Genomic DNA, 17937 nt, shown 5'->3' with positions numbered 1-17937 from the left:
GTCACGGTGTTGACGGCGTTCTCGAAGTCGCAGTCGGCAAACACCACTGCAGCGTTCTTGCCACCGAGCTCCAGCGACACCGGGCGGATGCCGTCGGCGCCAGCTTTCATGATGGCGGTGCCGGTTTTGGTCTCACCGGTGAAGGTGATGCCGTTGACGCCCTGGTGCGCGGTGAGGAAGGAGCCCGCCGAATTCACGCCAAAGCCGTTGACGACGTTGTAGACGCCGGGTGGCACGCCGACCTTGTTCATGACTTCACCCAGCAAGGTGGCGGTGCTGGGGGTGGCTTCCGAGGGTTTGACGACCACGGTGTTGCCGCAGGCCATGGCCGGGCCGCATTTCCAGGTCATCAGCAAGAGCGGCAGGTTCCAGGGGCAGATGATGGCGATGACACCACGCGGGGTGCGCACGCCGTAGCTGCGCGCGGTTTTGCCGTCGGGGGTGCGCATCTCGAAGGATTCGGTCGAGACGTTCTTGATGGTGTCGGTGAATATCTTGAAGTTGGCGGCACCGCGCGGGATGTCGATGTGCGAGGCCAGGTGCGCGGGCTTGCCGGTATCAAGAATTTCAGCCTGCAGAAAGTCGTCGAAGCGACGGTTGATCTCGGCCACCACGCCGTCGAGCATGGCGCAGCGGTCGACCACCGAGAGTTTGCCCCAGGGGCCGTGCAGGGCGGCGCGGGCGGCAGCCACGGCGGCGTCGACTTCAGGCTGGCCGGCTTCATGGACCATGCCGATCAGGCTGTTGTCGACCGGGTTGCGTTTCTCATACGTTTTGCCGCTGGCGTTGCTGACGTATTCGCCGTTGATGAAGTTCAGAATCTGTTTCATGGTGCAATTTTCCAAAAGTGGCGCATTGGCAAAGCCTTGCGCCGTTAACGTGAAATAACTTTCATGGCCCGGGGCGTTGCCGCCGGGGCCAGGAAAGTTAGCTGCTCAAACCAATGACGGCCAGCCCCGCTTGCGCGCAAGCCTCGTCCTGCGCCTCGGAGCCACCCGACACACCGATGCCGCCAATGCGCTGACCTGCCTCATTGAGCGGCAAGCCACCGCCAAAGCCGACAAAGCGCGGCCTGCGCACAATGCCTTCGCGCACGGCCTCGGAATGCTGCTGCAACGCGGCATGCCACTGGCTGGTCGGCAAACCGAAGCTGGCAGCCGTAAAAGCCTTGTCGATGGCAATGTCGATCGAGTGCAAAAAGGCACCCGGCATGCGCAAAAACGCCGCCAGGTTGCCGCCAGAGTCAACCACGGCGACGTTGATGCGAATGCCCAGCGCGGCGGCATGCGCCACGGCGGCCCGCACCGCATCGCTGGCCGCCGTCGCATCAATCACCCGCTGCGCCACGCTGTGTGTGGCCAAACCAGCTTCAGGATGTGTCATGGCGGCGTGACTCAAAATGCCTTGATGAAGGTAAAACGCAAGGTCGAGCCTTTGGCCTGGGGGTTGGAGCCGCCCTTGGCTGAATACTCGTCGTAATAAGCGGCTTTCAGCATGACACCCGCCTCCTTCATGAGCGGATAGACCACCTCCAGACCAATGGCATGGCGCTCGGCCTGGTCGCCAGTCGCGCCCGGGCCCGAGTCGTTGCTGGTTTGCCATTGGTCGTAGCCGACCACGCCCACTTGCACGGCACCGAGTGACTTGCCAAAACCCCACTCCATCGTGAGCTGGTTGCCCGGTTTGAAGTCGTTGCTTTGGGTGGAATTCACCTCATAGCGAAACAGGGCAGAACCGGTCCAGGATTTGGCCGCATCAAAGTAGTAAGTGCCGCCGCCGGTCAACATGGCGGATTTGTAGCCGTTACCCGGCTTGGACGGGCTGTCGTCGTTGCCATTGTCAAACCACACACCCGCCGCCGCGACCGCGTCCCAGTTGCCACCATGCCAGCCAAGCACCAACGGACCCAGGTAGATGTCGCCGACGCCGGAACTGGACTCCGAGATGCCCGGCGCGTTGAAGTTGAGCGACTTGCGAATCACCGGCACGATGGCTTCCATGCCGTAGTCCGCACCCAATACTTTTGTGCTGGTGATGTAGACAAAGCGGTTGGCCAGCGCGCTGACGGTGCCGGTATTGCTCAGTGGCACAGTGTTGCTGCTGCCCGGAGCGCGCAATTCGTCGATGCTGTAGTTGACCAGGTAGCCCAGGTAATACATGCCGGGTGGCGGCACACTGGCGGCCTGGATGCCTTCGACACCGGGCACGTAATGACCGCCGGCGGATGCGCCAATACTGGCCAGGGCGGTGAGGGCGGCTAAAACAATTTTTTTCATGGTTTGTGATGTTCTAAAAATTCAGGGTTGAACGAGACTTCCCGCCACACCTGCTAATGAGGCGCAACGGGATGGATTCATTCTGTCGATCAGGTGTACACCTCGGTGAATGAAGGCACCATCTCGCCCGTGTGGTAAAAAATGCCGCTGCCCAGGTGGGATTCATCCCAGGTGGTGACCGGACGATCGCGCTGGGCCAGGTAGCCCAGGCCGGCAAAGGTTTCGTTGCGGTTGCCACTTGGGTCGAAGAAATAGATGGTCTCCCCGCGGGTGATGCCATGGCGTGTGGGTGCCACGTCGATGCGGGTCCTGGTCTTGGCCATCACGTCGGCCGACTTCAGGATGTCGTGCCAGGAGTCCAGGAAGAAGGCGATGTGGTGCAAGCCCATGCGCGGACCCGCGACAAAGGCAATGTCGTGCGGCGTGGTGGTGCGCGCCAGCCAGGTGGCGGCCTGCATGTCGCCGGCCGGGCCCACCAGGACCTGTTCCGTGAGGAAAAAGTCGAGCGCGTCGATCATGAATTTGGTGTTGTCTGCCACCTTGTTGACACCCGCCTCGGGGTTCATCTCGCACATCAACAGGCAGTGGTCCAGCCAATGGGCACCCGCGCCCTTGATGTTGTCCGGCCAGGGGTCCGGGTTGTCGGTGCCGACCTCGGTGCCAACATACTCCTTCATGGCATACAGACGCATTTCGTGACCGCTGGGCAGATTGAACTGCAGCAGGCGACCGGTGGACGGCAGTGCACCTTCGTCGAGGACGGTGGTGGCAATACCGTAGGCCTCGACTTTCTTTTGCAAGTCGTCAAGGTCGCTGTCTTTTTCGACCTTGTAGGCCACATGGTTGAGGCCGGCCTGATCGGACGGTGTCAGGATCAGGGAGTACTTGTCCCATTCATCCCAGCACTTGAGGTACACGTTGCCGTGTTTGTCCTCCATCATTTTTTTCATGCCCAGCACGTTTTCATAGTGCTTGAGGGCGGCTGCCATGTCCATCACCCGCAGGCTGACGTGACCGATTCTCATAATACCCATTGATGTCTCCTTGTAGTTAAAAAATCAGGTGTTTGCCGTGCAGGCAAAACCTTTACGGAACGGCTTCTCGAACTTGCCAGCCACCTCCAGCCGAACGGCGGTGACAGGTGCCACACGACAAGCCAGGGTGAAGCCAGCGGCCTCCTCCTCGGCGCTGACGTGGGCGCGACTGACCGGGCCGAGGGACCGGCATTGGCCCTCGACGATATGGACCTTGCAGACACCGCACCCCCCGTTGACGCAGCCCACCGGGATGCCCTTGCGACCCAGGCGCAACATGCCTTGCAACAGACTCTCGTCACTGGCACAAGGGAAGTCCTCACCGGTTTGCGCAACGTGTACGGTGACCTTGGGGCGGGTGTCAATCAACATGGTTGCTCCTCACACCCGCTTGAACAGCGGACTGCGCTGCTGGTTGGTATCGGCCGCCGAGAGAAACTTTTCGGTGTAGATGTCGCGCTCAAACAGACGCCCTTGCATCAAAGTGGAAATGCAGGCTTCGATCATCACGGGTGGCCCGCACAGGTAGGCCTTGTTGCCGGAGAAGTTGCCGGCAAAGTGGCTTTTGGCCACATCATGGACAAAGCCTTGCGCGCCAGCCCAATCCGCCCCCTCGGGCGCACCGGACAGTGCCGGCACATAGGTGAAGTTGGCATGCTGCGCCGCCAGCGCACGAAACTCGGCGTCGTAATAGAGTTCTTCCGGCACGCGCTGGCCATAGACCAGGGTGATCGGCAGCGTGCTGCCGGCACCGAGCAAATCCAGGATCATCGAGCGCGGGCTTGACAGGCCGGATCCGCCGGCAAAAAACACCACCGGCTCAGTGGCCGACTTGCGCACAAAAAAACGCCCGTAGGGGCCGGAGATGCGCAAGCGGTCGCCCGCCTGCAACTGCTCGTGCAGCCAGGTGGTGCCCGCGCCACCCTGGATGATGCGCACGTTGAGCTCAACTTCGCCCGTGGCTTGCACCTGTACCGGGGAATTGGCAATGGAAAACGCGCGTCCGCCCTCAATACCGGGAATCATCACCTGCACATACTGGCCGGCCTGAAAGTGCAAGGGCTGGTCGAGCTTGAGAAAGATGGCCTTGATGGTCGGGGTGAGTGCCTCCATGCGCGACACCACGCAGTCAAAGTCAAGCACCGGGATGATCTCGGCATCCGGTTCTTCATCGATGTCGGCCTCAACGGTGGCGTCGCTTTGCAGGGTGGCGCAGCAGGCCAGCGTCTTGCCGGCGTCACGCTCGAAGTCCATCAGCGCGAAGGGGTTGGCATGGCCATGGTCCACTTCACCGTCGGACACCTGGACCTTGCAGGTACCACACAGGCCGTGCCCGCAGGCGTGCGGAATGTAGATACCCTGGCGCAAGGCGGCATCCAGCAGGGTCTGGCCCTCTGCCACCTCGATGGTCGCGCCCAGCGGATCAATGGTCAGTTGATAGCTCATGGTCTGTTCGCTGACGCTTAATTGCAGGAGCCGTTGAGGCCGGACAGGCCGGGCGTGCGGAAGCGGATCAGGTCCTTGTGCTTGAGTCCGTTTTCAGCCAATGTCTTGGCCGGGTCCGGCTGCCAGGGCTGGCCGGACTTGGTCCACCGCACGGTGTTCCAGTCGATCCTGGCAAAGTCGGGGTGGTAGCCATAGGTGCCTGGCAACACCGCGCTGCCGAGTGCGCCAAAAGGCGTCTCGGATGGCAGCGGCAGCACGATGGGCGCACCAAACAGCAGGTGGTCGTCCCAGCCAATGAACAGCAGCGGCGCCGGAAAATTTTCACGCACGTCCTTGGCGGGAAAATCGTAGGGTTTCAGGGCGTTGACGCTCATTTTTTGTTTCCTTCCACAGAGTCACCGCACCATGCGGCAAAGTTTTTCTGGTCTTCCGAGCCTTCAAAGTCGAAGTTGTCGCGACCGACGGTCATGTTGTAGTAGTCCAGCACGGCCAGCAGCGGATCGAAGCCCTCGGCGGTCGGGTCGACGCCTTCCTTGAAGCAGTGACCCTGGTAGATCTGCTGGGGTGGCAGCCAGGCTTGCACGTATTTTTCGGGCTCGTTGTCAAAGATTTCCTTGCAGTGGTCGCTGCAAAAGTGGTACTTGTCGCCCTTGTGGTCCGATTCGCGGTAGGCGATCTTGGTGGCGTCACCCGGCTCGGTGAAGATCATCGGGATCTGGCAGGTCTGGCACAGCATGGGCAAGGTCTTCTGGTAGAAGCGGTTGCCCTGGTCGGCCTGCTCGCGCCAGTAGTCCCAACGCGGCTTGTAAAGCGCATCAAAAGTCTCGGGGTATTTCTCCGACAACCAGGCCATCTCTTCCTCCTTGGGAATCCAGGTGTGCAAGGGGGCGGCGGCGTTGTAGTTGTAAAAAACGGCAAAGGTCTGGTGGCTGATGTGGTCCTTGCCTTCGCAAGCCTGAATCCAGCCCTTGGGTTTGCGGATGCCGTAACGCGCCAGATCCTTGAACAGCGACTCGCCGTTTTCCTCGACGTACATTTCCCAGCTTTCGCGCCAGCTCATGACACGCTTGGGCAGCATGTAATCCTGCATCATGGCCACGATGGACAGCAGGCGGTAACCGCGCCAGAACCATTTGTCAATCCAGCCCTGCACGATCGGCACGTTGTCGGGGTCCTGCTCCAGCATGAACTTGATGCACTCGATGCCCAGCGTCATGTGCCGTGATTCGTCCGATTGCGCGCTGAAACCAAAGGTCACGGTCGACATGTCGCCGTTGTGCGCCGCACCCGACATGAAGGGCACGAACAACAGGTTGGTCAGCACGTACTCGAACGAGAAACTGACTGCGGTCAGGAACTCGAACGGGCCGCCGGTGTAAGCGTCCTCAAAGAACGACTTCGGCACCGACAGGTACCACACGCGGTCAAACATGTGTTTGGCGCTATGCAAACCGTTGAAGTACTTGTTGTAGTGGCTTAACGCGTGGGTTTCAGTCTGGTAATGGCGCAGTTCGTCAATGGACTGCATCTGGCAGGCCACCCGCGCACCGGCACCGGTGAACTGACGCCCCACGTGGGCAAAACCACGGTAGGCGTAGTACTCCAGCGGGGTCACGCCCGTGAGAAAAAGTTTGAGCGCGTTGATGTAGCGCGCATCGGTGACGCCAAGCTGGCCGTTGTTTTGCGCAAAAGCCTCGATCACCGCATAGAGCTTCTTCTCTTTTTCGCCCTGGTATTTCCAGTAGGCGTCCATCGTCAGGCGGAACGGGTCTTCCCACTTGTCCCAGTCGTGGATCTTGATGCCTTCGTACTTGTCATACGGGAAAACCTTGTCCATGGGCTGGTAGGTGGTGTCCCAGGCCAGGCCACGGGTCATGGCGGCATAACGTTCTTTGAGACCGAGTTTTTTCTTGATAACAGGGGTATCCATGCGTGCTCCTTGTAGTGGGGTTCGGGTTCAGTTGTTCCATTTCAGCGAGAGCTGGTCGTCGTCTTCGTCGATGTGGCCCGAGATGGTGACCAGATTGACGTGAAGCTGCTGCAAATCGAAGGGGCGTCCGACCAGCTCCTCGATGGTCGCGCGGCGCACCACCAGGCTGCCGGGTGCGTCGATCTTGACCAGGCCCGTGGGGTAAGTGGCCAGCGCCTGCGCGTTGTCGGCCAGGATGGCCTCGATGATGGGGCGCGAATCTTCGTTGTCCTGGAACGCGATGAATACTTTGGACATGCGGGTGTCTCCTGTTATGAATGGGATGGTTGGGGCGCTGGATGAAGCTGCTCAAGCAACGAGTCCGGCTTTCTTGCAGCGCAGGTCCAGCGCGTCGCGCGCCTCCTGCAATGCGACCACGCCGACGCTACCCAGCGCCAACTCGGCCACGGGGGTCAGGGCGGCCTGGGCGCGATCAGCCCAGGCGGTGACCCAGCCCGAGATCAGTTGGCGGTTGTCATCGGATTCGGCGGCAGCCACCTTGACCACGGCGTCGATCCAGCGCGCGCTCTCGCTGTGCCACTCGGGCATGAAAGCGGCCAGCATCGACACCGCGGTGCCACCCTGCAAGGCAATGTGGTCATCAACAAAGTTGCCATAGATCAGCGGGTAGAGCTGGCCGTCAAGTGCCAGGTTTTGCGCGATGAACAATTCAAACGGGTCCTGCAGCACCAGCGTGTCTTCGACATAGTGGCGCAGCGGCTGCCAGCAGGCGGCGTTGAGCCAGTCGTTTTTGCCGGCATCCAGAATGGCAGGCTCGTCCAGCGCCAAGCCCAGGCGGGTGATGAACTGCGCCGCGCCCAAGTGGTCCATGGCGTGGAACATGGCGGGCGCCGTGAAAGGCGTGCCGTAACCGTAGGCGCCGATGGAACTGTTGTTCATGTTGCCACCCCAGGCCACATGGCGCAGCGGCATCAGGACCTGGCAGGCCTTGCTGCGCACGGCGTCGGACATCTTGGCCACCAAGCCGCGGGATTGAACAAATTCATAGCTCGATTCGATCGTGTCCTGCTGACGCGCCCGAGCCATGGTCCAGGTCGCGTAGTAATACTGGCGCGGGTCGCGCAGCGCGTTCCAGTCGGCCAGCTTGACGCCTGAGCGTGATGCATCAAAGATCTCGTGTTCAGGATCCCAGGTGGGGCGATAGTGGAAGTTGTCGGTCGGCTGGGTGTCGAGCGTGGCTTCCTGGTAGCGCGACGCCGGCTTGTCGTTGCCCACGTATTTCGCCGTGTGCGCAAAGGTATTGCGCAGGGGCTTGATTTCACGGGTATGGAGATCTACTGACATAGGAACTATCCTTTTTAAAAAAGAGATTGCGCAGGGACTCAATCGATCAAAAGCTGCACCCGCTGCTGGACGCAAAAGTCGTCAAAGGCAGACTGGGGTAGCATCAAATCGACAAACAACTCGGGCCAGCCGATAGCAAACTCAAAACACACCAGTCCGTCCGGACGGGCTTCCTTGACGCGGACAAACTTGCGTTTGATCTCGCAAGCCGGGGCTGTGGGTGAAGTAAAGGTCATGGTCGTGGTCATGTGGTGGCGGGTATTGCCGTCATGACTTTGCAAGGACCTTGCCAACAATGCCTCAGATGCTAAAAATCTCGATATTTCAAGGGTTAACCACTACAAATCACTCATTTTTGGTTCATGAAATTTGGACGAATTTGGCACGAACCAGGGCTTACCCTTAGACCAATAGACGATCCATTCTTAGATATTTACGCATTTAATCCAAGCCAAACAGCTAAAATTTACCAAATGATCAAATTTCACAAAATGGTTATAAAGTCTGATGCGTTTTGGTGATGACACATAAATATCGAGATAATGGTTTTGTCACCTACCATGGAATGATCTTCTTATGAGCTTCAAATACCCCCCGGACATCGATTTGCGGCGCCTGTTGCACTTCGAATCAGACAGCGGTTCGATCTGGCTGGGCGACCGGCGCATGGTGCTGATGCACACCAACGCCTTGGCCGCGTTGCGCCAGGACCTGATGAGCTCGGTCGGTCCCGAGCATGCGCGGCGCATCCTGACGCGCATGGGTTACGCCTCGGGGCTGTCTGACGCCGAATACGCCAAAAAGATGCGCCCTGGCGAGTCCCTGCAAGACAGCTTCATGGTCGGCCCGCAACTGCACATGCTGGAAGGGGGCGCGCGCGTGACCCCGTTCAAGCTCAAATTCGACATCCAGGCAGGCCAGTTTTATGGCGAATTTCGCTGGGACAACTCCTGGGAGGCTTATGCGCACCGGCAGAAGTTCGGCCAGGTCGACGACCCGGCCTGCTGGACGCTGCAGGGCTATGCCAGCGGCTACACCAGTGCCTTCATGGGCCGGCTGATTCTTTTCAAGGAGACCCTCTGCGCCGCCTGTGGTGCAGACCATTGCCAGATCATCGGGCGCCCGATCGAGGAATGGCCCGATGGCGAAGCCCATCGCGTCTATTTCAGCGACGACTCGCTGATGGACAAGATGGAAGCCCTGCAGTCGCAGGTGGAGGCGCTCAAATCAACGCTGGAGCCCATCAGCCACGGCGGCAAGCTGATCGGCACCTCAACCGCTTTTCGCAAGGCCTACACGCTGATGCAAAAAGCGGCGCAAACCCAGGTCACGGTCTTGCTGACCGGCGAGACCGGCGTGGGCAAGGAGCGCTTCGCGCGCGCCCTGCACGAGTTGTCCACCCGGGCCGCAGCACCCTTCATCGCCGTGAACTGCGCCGCCCTGCCCTCAGAACTGGTGGAGGCCGAGCTTTTTGGCGTGGAGAAAGGTGCTTACACCGGCGCCCATGCGGCGCGCGCCGGACGCTTTGAGCGTGCTGACGGTGGCACCCTGCTGCTCGACGAGGTCGGCGAACTGCCGCTGGCGGCCCAGGCCAAGCTGCTGCGTGTGCTGCAGGAAGGTGAGATCGAACGGGTGGGAGGCGAGAAAACACTCAAGGTCAATGTGCGGCTGGTGGCAGCCACCAATGTCGACCTGGAGCAGGCCGTGCTGGCCGGGCGTTTCCGGCGCGACCTGATGTACCGCCTCAACGTCTACCCGATTTGTATTCCCCCGCTGCGCGAACGCAAGTCCGACATCGAGCACCTGGCCCAGGGCATGCTCGTGCGCTTTTGCGCGCTGCACAGCAAGCGCGTGCTGGGTTTCGAAGAGCGCGCCCTGCGGGCGCTGCAGCAACACGACTGGCCCGGCAACGTGCGCGAGCTGGAAAATCTGGTCGAGCGTGGCGTGATCCTGGCCGCCCAGGCTGGCATGGTCGAAGTGGAGCACCTCTTTCCAAACCAGCCCGATGCGGTGCAGACAAGCCTGAACGCACATGGCCATCTGGCCAGATTGCCCAGCGTGCAAGACGACGAGTTGAGCGCGCGCATTCTGGACAGCGGCAGCTCTCTGGATGAGATCGAGGGACGTGTGCTGGACCATGCGGTGGCCCGCGCGCGCGGCAACCTGTCCGAGGCGGCGCGCCTGCTGGGCCTGACGCGCCCGCAACTGGCGTACCGGCAAAAGCAGCGCCAAAGCAGCGCTGTGCCTGCGCCTGCAGCAGACCTCAAAAGCGAACCGGGAGCACTGTGATGTCAACCATTCAAAAAGACCTGGGCGCCGACCCGGAAACGCTGGTGCCCCGCACGCTGGCCGAGCGGGCCTACCTGGGCCTGCGCCATGACGTGGTGTGCGGCAAGCTCGCCCCCGGTGAGCGGCTGCGCGTCGAACACCTGAAGGATCGCTACGAGGTGGGGGCTGGCACCTTGCGCGAGGCCTTGTCACTGCTGGTGTCCGATGCACTGGTCACCGCCGAAGGCCAGCGGGGTTTCCGGGTGGCGCCGATCTCCTTGACCGACCTGGAAGACTTGACCAATACCCGGGTCATGCTGGAGACGGAGGCCTTGCGTCAGTCCATCCGCCATGGTGATGCGCAGTGGGAAACTGCGCTGTCGCACAGCTACGATCTGCTGAGCAAAACCGAAATGGATCTCGCCGAGTCCGGCTCCGACCTCTGGGAGCGGCGCAACAAAGCTTTTCATGAAGCACTGATTGCGGGCTTTGATTCAGACTGGAGCAAGTACCTCCTGTCCATCCTGTACCGCCATGCCGAGCGTTACCGCAACATCATCTGGCGCCTGACTGCCGCCAATGCCAGTGGCCGCAATGTGCACCAGGAACACGAGGCCATTTACCGCGCCGCCATGGACCGGCAAGATGCACGCGCTGCACTGGCGCTGGAAGCGCATATCCGCTTGACGCATGACATCATGCGACTGAAAGCGAGCCAGACGGATCTGAAGTAGCCGCCGGGCGCATCAGGGCGGGCATGCGTTTTATGCATAAGGTCATGGATCACCCTCGCATGGCGGCTTTTACCTAGGGTATCTACCTAGAATTTTGCTCATTCCAGATCACTTCAACCCATTATGGAGAATCAGATGAGCTACCGGATCGAAAAAGACTTTCTTGGTGAAAAGCAGTTGCCAGACACTGCGTATTACGGTGTGCAGACTTTGCGGGGCAAAGAAAACTTTCATATCACGGGCATCCCGATGTCAACGGAACCCTATTTCGTCAAGGCGTTTGGTTACGTTAAGAAGGCAGCCGCCTTGGCCAACCGGGATCTGGGTGTACTTGACGCCCCTATTGCCAATGCCATTGCCGCCGCGTGTGACCGCCTGATTGCCGGTGAGATGGCCGATCAGTTTGTCACCGACTTCATCCAGGGCGGTGCTGGCACGTCCACCAACATGAACGCCAACGAGGTCATTGCCAACCTGGCCCTGGAGCAGTTGGGACACAAAAAGGGCGACTACCACATCGTCAATCCCAACGACCATGTGAATTTCGGGCAATCCACCAACGATGTCTACCCCACTGCCTTCCGGCTGGCGCTGATTTTGCGGCTAGAGAGTTATATGGACGCGCTGCGGCGGCTGCAGAGTGCTTTCTTCGCCAAGGGCAAGGAATTCGAGAAGGTGTTGAAGATGGGCCGCACGCACCTGCAAGATGCCGTCCCGATGTCGCTGGGGCAGGAATTCCACGGCTGGGGCACCACCATGGGCGAGGAAGTGCAGCGCATCGCCGAAGTTCGCCAGTTCCTGCATGAGATCAATCTGGGTGCCACGGCGATCGGCACCATGGTCACCGCGGCGCCCGGCTACCCGGAGCTGGCAACCCGGTATCTCTCCGAGCTGACCGGTGCCGAATTCATACTTGCCGGCGACCTGATCGAGGCGACCTCCGACACGGGTGCCTACGTGCTGCTGTCCGGCGTGCTCAAACGCACTTCCTCCAAACTCACCAAAATCTGCAATGACATCCGCCTGCTGGCCTCGGGGCCGCGCTGTGGCTTCAACGAGATTCACCTGCCCCAGATGCAGCCGGGCAGCTCCATCATGCCGGGCAAGGTCAATCCGGTGATCCCGGAAGTGGTCAACCAGACCAGCTTCCTGGTCATCGGCCTGGACCTGACCGTCACGCTGGCCGCCTCCGCCGGGCAATTGCAGCTGAACGTGATGGAACCGGTCATTACCTACGCGCTGTTCACGTCCATTGCCACGATGGAAAACGCCGTCAACAGCCTGAACGTCAATTGCATCCAGGGCATCACTGCCAACGCGGAACACACGCGGGACATGGTGCTGAACTCGCTGGGCATCATCACCGTGCTCAAGCCGTCGCTTGGCTACAAGCAGTGCGCAGAGATCGCCCGCGAAGGCTACGAGACCGGCAAGTCACTGCACGACATCGTCGTCAACGAGCGCCAGCTGATGACCCAGCAGCACTGGGACGAGGTGTTCTCGTTTGAAAACTTGATCAGCCCGAAGTTCGCGCAATGACCATGGCCCAGGCGGGTTCGCTCCCGCCATAAATAAACCGAGGAAAAGAAAATGACTGTATCGATTGCTCTGCAATTCATTGTTGTGCTCGCCGCCATCTGGATGGGCGCGCGCTCTTCCGGCATCGGCCTGGGTCTGTGGGGTGCCGTAGGTTTGACGGTGCTGATCGGCGCCTTTGGCATTGCCCCGACATCACCGCCGATTGATGTCATGCTGATCATCCTGGCGGTGATCATGGCCGCATCGGTCATGGAGGCGGCGGGTGGCATCGACTTTTTGGTCGGCATTGCCGAGCGCATTATTCGCGCCAATCCAAAATACGTGACGATCGTGGCGCCGCTGACCACCTGGACGTTCACCTTCCTCGCCGGAACCGGACACATCGTGTACCCGCTGCTGCCGGTGATTTATGAAACGGCGCACCGCAGCGGCATTCGCCCGGAACGGCCCATGGCCGTGGCCACCATTGCCTCGCAGCAGGCGATCACGGCCAGCCCCGTGGCAGCCGCTACCGCCGCCATGATCGGGCTGTTTGCCGAAAAAGGCATGACCGAGTGGGGACTGCGGGAGATTTTGCTGATCTGCGTGCCCGCCACTCTGATTGGTGTCATCGCCGCCGCCATCGTTTCCATGTTCATCGGCAAGGACCTGAAAGACGACAAGGTCTACCAGGCACGTCTTGCGGCGGGTGAGATTCCAGCACCACAACCGCCCTCCGAGCGCCCTGCCCTCAAGCCTGCAGCCAAGCTTGCAGCCTACGTTTTTCTGAGCGGTGTGGCCCTGGTCGTATTGTTCGGATTTTTTCCGCAACTGAGGCAACTTCCAGGTGCCAAGAGCCCGCTGTCGATGCCCATCGTCATTGAAATCATCATGATGTCCATCGCTGCGATCATGCTGCTGGTCACCAAGGTGCCGGTCGACGAAGTCCCAAAAACAGCCACCTTGCGTGCCGGTGTGGTGGCTGTCATTGGTATTTTCGGTCTGGCCTGGCTGGGCGACAGTTTCATCTCGGCCAACAAAGACCTGATCATTCCCGCCATTGGTGAATGGGCGAAAGTGGCACCCTGGACCTTTGCCTTCGGTTTGTTCCTGGCGTCCGTGTTGCTTTACAGCCAGGCGGCCACCACCCGCGCGCTCATGCCGCTGGGTGTGGTGTTGGGCATCCCACCGCAGTTTCTGATCGGCATGTTCCCGGCAGTCAATGGTTACTTCTTCATTCCGACCTACGGCTCGCTGATCGCCGCCATCAACTTTGACCTGTCAGGCACGACAAAGATCGGACGCTACGTGCTGAACCACTCGTTCATGATTCCAGGTCTGGTGGCCACGACCGTGTCCGTTGCCGCCGGGCTGGCTATCGCCAACATGATTATTTGATCGGACCGCCAAGAGGGGTCTGCAAAGTTGCGCGTATAAATAAACCCGGTAAAACAGCCCCTCTGAATTTTATTTTTCGTTGCATCAGGCGCGAAAGGCGGAAATAAAATTCATGGCATTGCCATGCACCTGGGTTGCGTTCATACCGGACTTGTAGAGGGCTGATCCAATGCCAAAGCCAGTGGCGCCGGCAGCAAGGTACTGGCCCATGTTTTCCGGCGTGATTCCACCCACCGGCAGCAATCGTGCGTCTGCTGGCAAGACCGCACGCAGCGCCCGAACCACGGCGGGGCTGATCATCTCTGACGGAAAAAGCTTGAGCCCCGTGGCGCCCGCCTCCAGTGCGGCAAAGGCCTCGGTGGCAGTCATCACGCCGGGCAGACACACCAGTCCCAGGCGCACGGCTTCTTGCACGACGGCCGGGTTGAAATTGGGCGACACGATCAATTGACCACCGGCGGCATGAACATTGCGCACATCGTCAGGCGTGAGCACCGTGCCGGCGCCGATCAGCGCCTGCGGCAAGTTGCCGGCCAAAGTGGCGATGCTTGCAAGGGGATCTGGTGAATTAAGAGGAACCTCGATCAGAGCCCAGCCCGTGCTGGTCAGTGCTTCGCCCACCGCCAGCGCTTCATGCGTTTGCAGGCCGCGCAGGATGGCGACCAGGGGCAGCTGGTTCAGCGCGGCGTCAAGTTTTTGATGTGCATTCATGATTGTTCCAACCCGTTGGGACGGAACGTTTGCGCGATCGCCCACAGACCGGCCCAAGTCGCCTGCGAGCCCACCCGGCACGCGCTCACATCGCGCAGGGCCAGCGCACGCTGGTAGCGCTGCGTCAATGACTCCGAGCCGATGATGACCACCTCGGCATGGACCGGCAAGGTCTGGGCACGCACCTCCTCGCCAATGACCAGCCCGGATAAATAGCTGGGCAGTGAGGCGGCCGGCAGCCGGTCGAACAAGGACAGGGTGCGCGTGCTGAAGGCAGAATGCAGCAGGCTGCTGCTGCGCAGCGCCAGTGTCACGCCCTGATCGAACGCCTCACGGTCGAAGTCGCCATCGCTGGCCGGCAGTGTGCGCGACAAAATCGAGTGCTGTCGCAGCAGGGCAAAAAACTCGCCCGTCATGAAGGTCGAGAATGACTGGATCTGGCCCGCCTGCACGCGCACCCATTTGCTGTGCGTACCGGGAAGCACCAGCAGTGCTTCTTGCAGCCCGAGCAGTTGCAGGGCGCCAAAAATCTGGGTCTCTTCGCCCCGCATGACATCGGGAATACCGTCGTTGTCGCAGCACAGCCCCGACACAATGGCGACGCGGGCCGGCTCCACCCATGCCAGCTTGGCGGCCACTTCGGTGAACCCGGCCGGACAAGTGCAATAAGGCGCTTCCAGCCAACCCTGCTTGCTGCCGACCATACCGGACATCAGGCAAAAGGCATCGGGCCTTTGCATCCAGTCGCCAAAGCAGGCATTGAACACCGACGGGAATTCGCCCGGCGCCACCGTCAGGATACCCCGGGCAAAAGACCGCTCTTCCACCGTCTGGCCGCGGGCGTCGAGCCAGGCGCCGCGCAGCGACGAGGTGCCCCAGTCCACCGCGAGCAAGGCACGGCCCTTCATGGTGTCCCTTGGTTGTTGTTGACTATTCGCCACTGATGACCACATACGACGGACGACCGTTGCGCGCCCAGTCAACCAGATTCTGCGCCGCCTTGCGCCGGAGTTCCTTTTCGGCGATCACCGAGTAGAACGCCGCATGCGGCGACAGCAAGACGCGGGGATGCTGCACGATGCGCGAGTCGGTCGCCGGCGGCTCCATGGGCAGCACATCCAGCGCGGCACCGTCGAGCCTGCCGGCATCGAGCACGGCCAGCAAGTCGTCAATCTGGACCACCGCACCGCGCGCGGTGTTGACCAAGACGCTGCCGGGCTTCATCAGGCCGAGCACCGATGCGTTGACCATGCCGCGCGTTTCATCGGTGAGCGGCACATGCAGGGAGATGGCGTCGGCCTGCGCAAACAGTTCTTCCTTGCTGACGCGTTCAACATAGGCCGGAAAATCGCCGTCGATGATGTACGGATCACAGGCGATCACGCGCTTGAAACTGTTGCGGCTGATGTGCGCCATGCGCTTGCCGATGCGACCCAGGCCCAGAATGCCGACGGTCATGTCGGCGACACGCTGCATCTTGCCGGCGCTCGTGAAATGCCATTTCCCGGCCTTGACGTCCCGATCGTAGAACGCGATGTGCCGCAGCAGCGACAGCGTCATCGCCAGCGCGTGGGTGGCCACCTCGCCGACGCCGTAGTCGGGCGAGTTGCCGACCCACACGCCATGCGCTTTCGCATCGGCGGTGTTGACCGTGTCAAACCCGGCGCCGTAACGGCTGACAATCCGGATCTCGGGGCGGGCCGCGAATACCTTGGCATTGATCGGCGCGTATTGCACCAGCAGACCCTGGCAGCCGGCCGCCGCGGCAATCACATCCTCTTCGGTGCGGCACTGCGCAACCACCACCTCGATGTCGGCGGCGCGATACAGCGCCTGCTCCAGTTCAAGATCGGGAAAGTCATAGTCGGTAATCAGGATTTTCATTTTTCGCGTTTCAGTGGTTGTCTTTCGGCACGAAGGCGCCGCGCTGGCCGACCAGGAAGTCGAAGTCCGCGCCTTGATCGGCCTGCAGCACATGGTCCACATAGAGCTTCCAGTAGCCCGACAACAGCGGCGGCTCAGGCGCCTTCCAGCTGGCCAGCCGCCGCGCGAGTTCCTCGTCGCTGATCAGCAGCTGCAAGCGGCGCTCGGGCACGTTGAGCTCGATCATGTCGCCGTTTTGCACCACCGCCAGCGGGCCGCCGGCCGCCGCCTCGGGCGCGGTATGCAGCACCACGGTGCCGTAGGCGGTGCCGCTCATGCGCGCATCGCTGATGCGCACCATGTCGGTGATGCCTTTCTTCAGCACTTTTGGCGGCAACGGCATGTTGCCGATCTCGGCCATGCCTGGATAACCCTTGGGACCGCAATTCTTCAGCACCAGGATGCAGTTCTCATCCACATCGAGCTGGTCGTCGTCGATGCGCGCGTGGAAATCATGGCTGTCCTCGAACACCACGGCACGGCCGGTGTGCACCAGCAGCTCGGGCGTGGCCGCGCTGGGCTTGATGACGGCACCGCGTGGCGCGAGATTGCCGCGCAGCACGGCAATGCCGGCCTTGTCCTTGAAGGGCTCGGCGAAGGTCTTGATGACACGCGGGTCGTAGTTCTGCGCGTCGGCAAAATTTTCCGCCACGCTCTTGCCGCTCACGGTAATGATGTCACGATGCAGCAGATGGCCGATTTCCTTCATCACCACCGGCAGGCCGCCAGCGTAGCAAAAGTCTTCCATCAGGTGCTGGCCCGAAGGCTGCAGGTTGACCAGGCAGGGCAGTTCGCTGGCCAGCCGGTCGAAGTCGTCCACGCTGAGGGGCACGCCCAGGCGGCCGGCAATGGCGATCAGGTGGATCACCGCGTTGGTGGAGCCGCCAATGGCCGCCAGCGTGCGAATCGCGTTCTCGAAGGCCTCGCGCGTCAGCACCTTGGAGATGGTCTGGTCCTGGTGCACCATCTCGACGATACGCCGGCCCGCGTTGCGCGCCAGCACATTGCGCCGCCCGTCCACCGCCGGGTAGGCGGCGTTGCCCGGCAGGCCGATGCCCAGGGCCTCGACCATGCTGGCCATGGTGGAGGCCGTGCCCATGGTCATGCAGTGGCCGTGGCTGCGGTGCATGCAGCTTTCGGCTTCCATGAATTCTTCCAGTTTGAGCGTGCCGGCGCGCACCTGCTCGCTCATGCTCCAGACACCGGTGCCGGAGCCGAGTTCCTGGCCGCGCCATTTGCCATTGAGCATGGCGCCGCCGGAGACGCCGATGGTCGGCAGATTGACGCTGGAGGCGCCCATCAGCAGCGATGGCGTGGTCTTGTCGCAGCCCATCAGCAGCACGACGCCGTCGAGC

General features: G+C 61.1%; 19 protein-coding genes. 4 read left to right on the top strand and 15 right to left on the bottom strand.

Translation table 11 applies throughout. The features are described 5' to 3' along the window. The 11 genes from NDI87_RS10365 to NDI87_RS10315 all read right to left on the bottom strand — a co-directional run. The coding region (locus NDI87_RS10365; protein WP_296275136.1) for an aldehyde dehydrogenase family protein at positions 1–830 on the bottom strand (830 nt) is incomplete at its 3' end. A 97-nt stretch (positions 831–927) separates the two neighbouring features. Beyond that, the gene (locus tag NDI87_RS10360; protein WP_296275135.1) at positions 928–1383 is read right to left on the bottom strand and encodes a heme-binding protein; all 456 of its coding nucleotides are present in this window, start codon (positions 1381–1383) and stop codon (positions 928–930) included. An 11-nt stretch (positions 1384–1394) separates the two neighbouring features. Then, entirely contained in the window at positions 1395–2276 is an 882-nt protein-coding gene (locus tag NDI87_RS10355; RefSeq protein ID WP_296275134.1) for a transporter, read from the bottom strand. An 89-nt stretch (positions 2277–2365) separates the two neighbouring features. Then, complete coding sequence (locus NDI87_RS10350) at positions 2366–3310, bottom strand: catechol 2,3-dioxygenase (protein WP_296275133.1); 945 nt, start codon at positions 3308–3310, stop codon at positions 2366–2368. Between the two features lie 24 nt (positions 3311–3334). Then, complete coding sequence (locus tag NDI87_RS10345; RefSeq protein WP_296275132.1) at positions 3335–3682, bottom strand: 2Fe-2S iron-sulfur cluster binding domain-containing protein; 348 nt, start codon at positions 3680–3682, stop codon at positions 3335–3337. A gap of 9 nt (positions 3683–3691) precedes the next feature. Beyond that, on the bottom strand, positions 3692–4756 hold the full coding sequence (locus NDI87_RS10340) for a phenol 2-monooxygenase domain-containing protein (RefSeq protein ID WP_296275131.1): 1065 nt from the start codon (positions 4754–4756) through the stop codon (positions 3692–3694). A gap of 17 nt (positions 4757–4773) precedes the next feature. Then, positions 4774–5130 carry a phenol hydroxylase subunit P4 gene (locus NDI87_RS10335; protein ID WP_296275130.1) on the bottom strand — a complete coding sequence of 119 codons (357 nt, stop codon included), beginning with the start codon at positions 5128–5130 and terminating at the stop codon, positions 4774–4776. After that, complete coding sequence (locus tag NDI87_RS10330; protein WP_296275129.1) at positions 5127–6686, bottom strand: aromatic/alkene/methane monooxygenase hydroxylase/oxygenase subunit alpha; 1560 nt, start codon at positions 6684–6686, stop codon at positions 5127–5129. The genes NDI87_RS10335 and NDI87_RS10330 overlap by 4 nt, the downstream gene beginning before the upstream one ends. Positions 6687–6713: 27 nt before the next feature. Beyond that, complete coding sequence (locus NDI87_RS10325) at positions 6714–6983, bottom strand: MmoB/DmpM family protein (protein ID WP_296275128.1); 270 nt, start codon at positions 6981–6983, stop codon at positions 6714–6716. Between the two features lie 51 nt (positions 6984–7034). Further along, the gene (locus tag NDI87_RS10320) at positions 7035–8030 is read right to left on the bottom strand and encodes an aromatic/alkene monooxygenase hydroxylase subunit beta (protein ID WP_296275127.1); all 996 of its coding nucleotides are present in this window, start codon (positions 8028–8030) and stop codon (positions 7035–7037) included. A gap of 38 nt (positions 8031–8068) precedes the next feature. Beyond that, entirely contained in the window at positions 8069–8266 is a 198-nt protein-coding gene (locus NDI87_RS10315; RefSeq protein WP_296275126.1) for a phenol hydroxylase subunit, read from the bottom strand. A 340-nt stretch (positions 8267–8606) separates the two neighbouring features. Between NDI87_RS10315 and NDI87_RS10310 the strand changes: the two genes are divergently transcribed. The 4 genes from NDI87_RS10310 to NDI87_RS10295 all read left to right on the top strand — a co-directional run bounded on the left by NDI87_RS10310 (position 8607) and on the right by NDI87_RS10295 (position 13948). Beyond that, on the top strand, positions 8607–10319 hold the full coding sequence (locus tag NDI87_RS10310; protein WP_296275125.1) for a sigma-54-dependent Fis family transcriptional regulator: 1713 nt from the start codon (positions 8607–8609) through the stop codon (positions 10317–10319). Next, positions 10319–11032 (top strand): GntR family transcriptional regulator, encoded by a 714-nt coding sequence (locus NDI87_RS10305; protein WP_296275124.1) that lies wholly within the window; start codon positions 10319–10321, stop codon positions 11030–11032. The genes NDI87_RS10310 and NDI87_RS10305 overlap by 1 nt, the downstream gene beginning before the upstream one ends. A 135-nt stretch (positions 11033–11167) precedes the next feature. Beyond that, positions 11168–12571: an aspartate ammonia-lyase gene (locus tag NDI87_RS10300; RefSeq protein ID WP_296275123.1), complete on the top strand. Its 1404-nt coding sequence runs from the start codon at positions 11168–11170 to the stop codon at positions 12569–12571. 51 nt (positions 12572–12622) lie between these two features. Next, a complete protein-coding gene (locus NDI87_RS10295) occupies positions 12623–13948 on the top strand; it encodes an anaerobic C4-dicarboxylate transporter (protein WP_296275122.1) in 1326 nt (441 codons plus the stop codon). 84 nt (positions 13949–14032) lie between these two features. Here the strand turns inward: NDI87_RS10295 and NDI87_RS10290 are convergent, their stop codons facing one another. The 4 genes from NDI87_RS10290 to NDI87_RS10275 all read right to left on the bottom strand — a co-directional run. Beyond that, positions 14033–14659 (bottom strand): 2-dehydro-3-deoxy-6-phosphogalactonate aldolase, encoded by a 627-nt coding sequence (locus tag NDI87_RS10290; protein WP_296275121.1) that lies wholly within the window; start codon positions 14657–14659, stop codon positions 14033–14035. Then, positions 14656–15567, bottom strand: a complete 912-nt coding sequence (locus NDI87_RS10285) for a 2-dehydro-3-deoxygalactonokinase (RefSeq protein ID WP_296275120.1) — start codon at positions 15565–15567, stop codon at positions 14656–14658. Before NDI87_RS10285 ends, NDI87_RS10290 begins: the two co-directional genes overlap by 4 nt. A 22-nt stretch (positions 15568–15589) precedes the next feature. Further along, complete coding sequence (locus NDI87_RS10280) at positions 15590–16543, bottom strand: C-terminal binding protein (protein WP_296275119.1); 954 nt, start codon at positions 16541–16543, stop codon at positions 15590–15592. 10 nt (positions 16544–16553) lie between these two features. Further along, a partial coding sequence (locus NDI87_RS10275; RefSeq protein WP_296275118.1) for a dihydroxy-acid dehydratase occupies positions 16554–17937 on the bottom strand: 1384 nt, incomplete at its 5' end.

This window comes from Rhodoferax sp., from assembly GCF_023701345.1.
Taxonomy (GTDB): domain Bacteria; phylum Pseudomonadota; class Gammaproteobacteria; order Burkholderiales; family Burkholderiaceae_C; genus Rhodoferax.
Note: the sequence above shows the minus strand (reverse complement) of the source record. Positions and strands in the feature narration are given on the sequence as shown.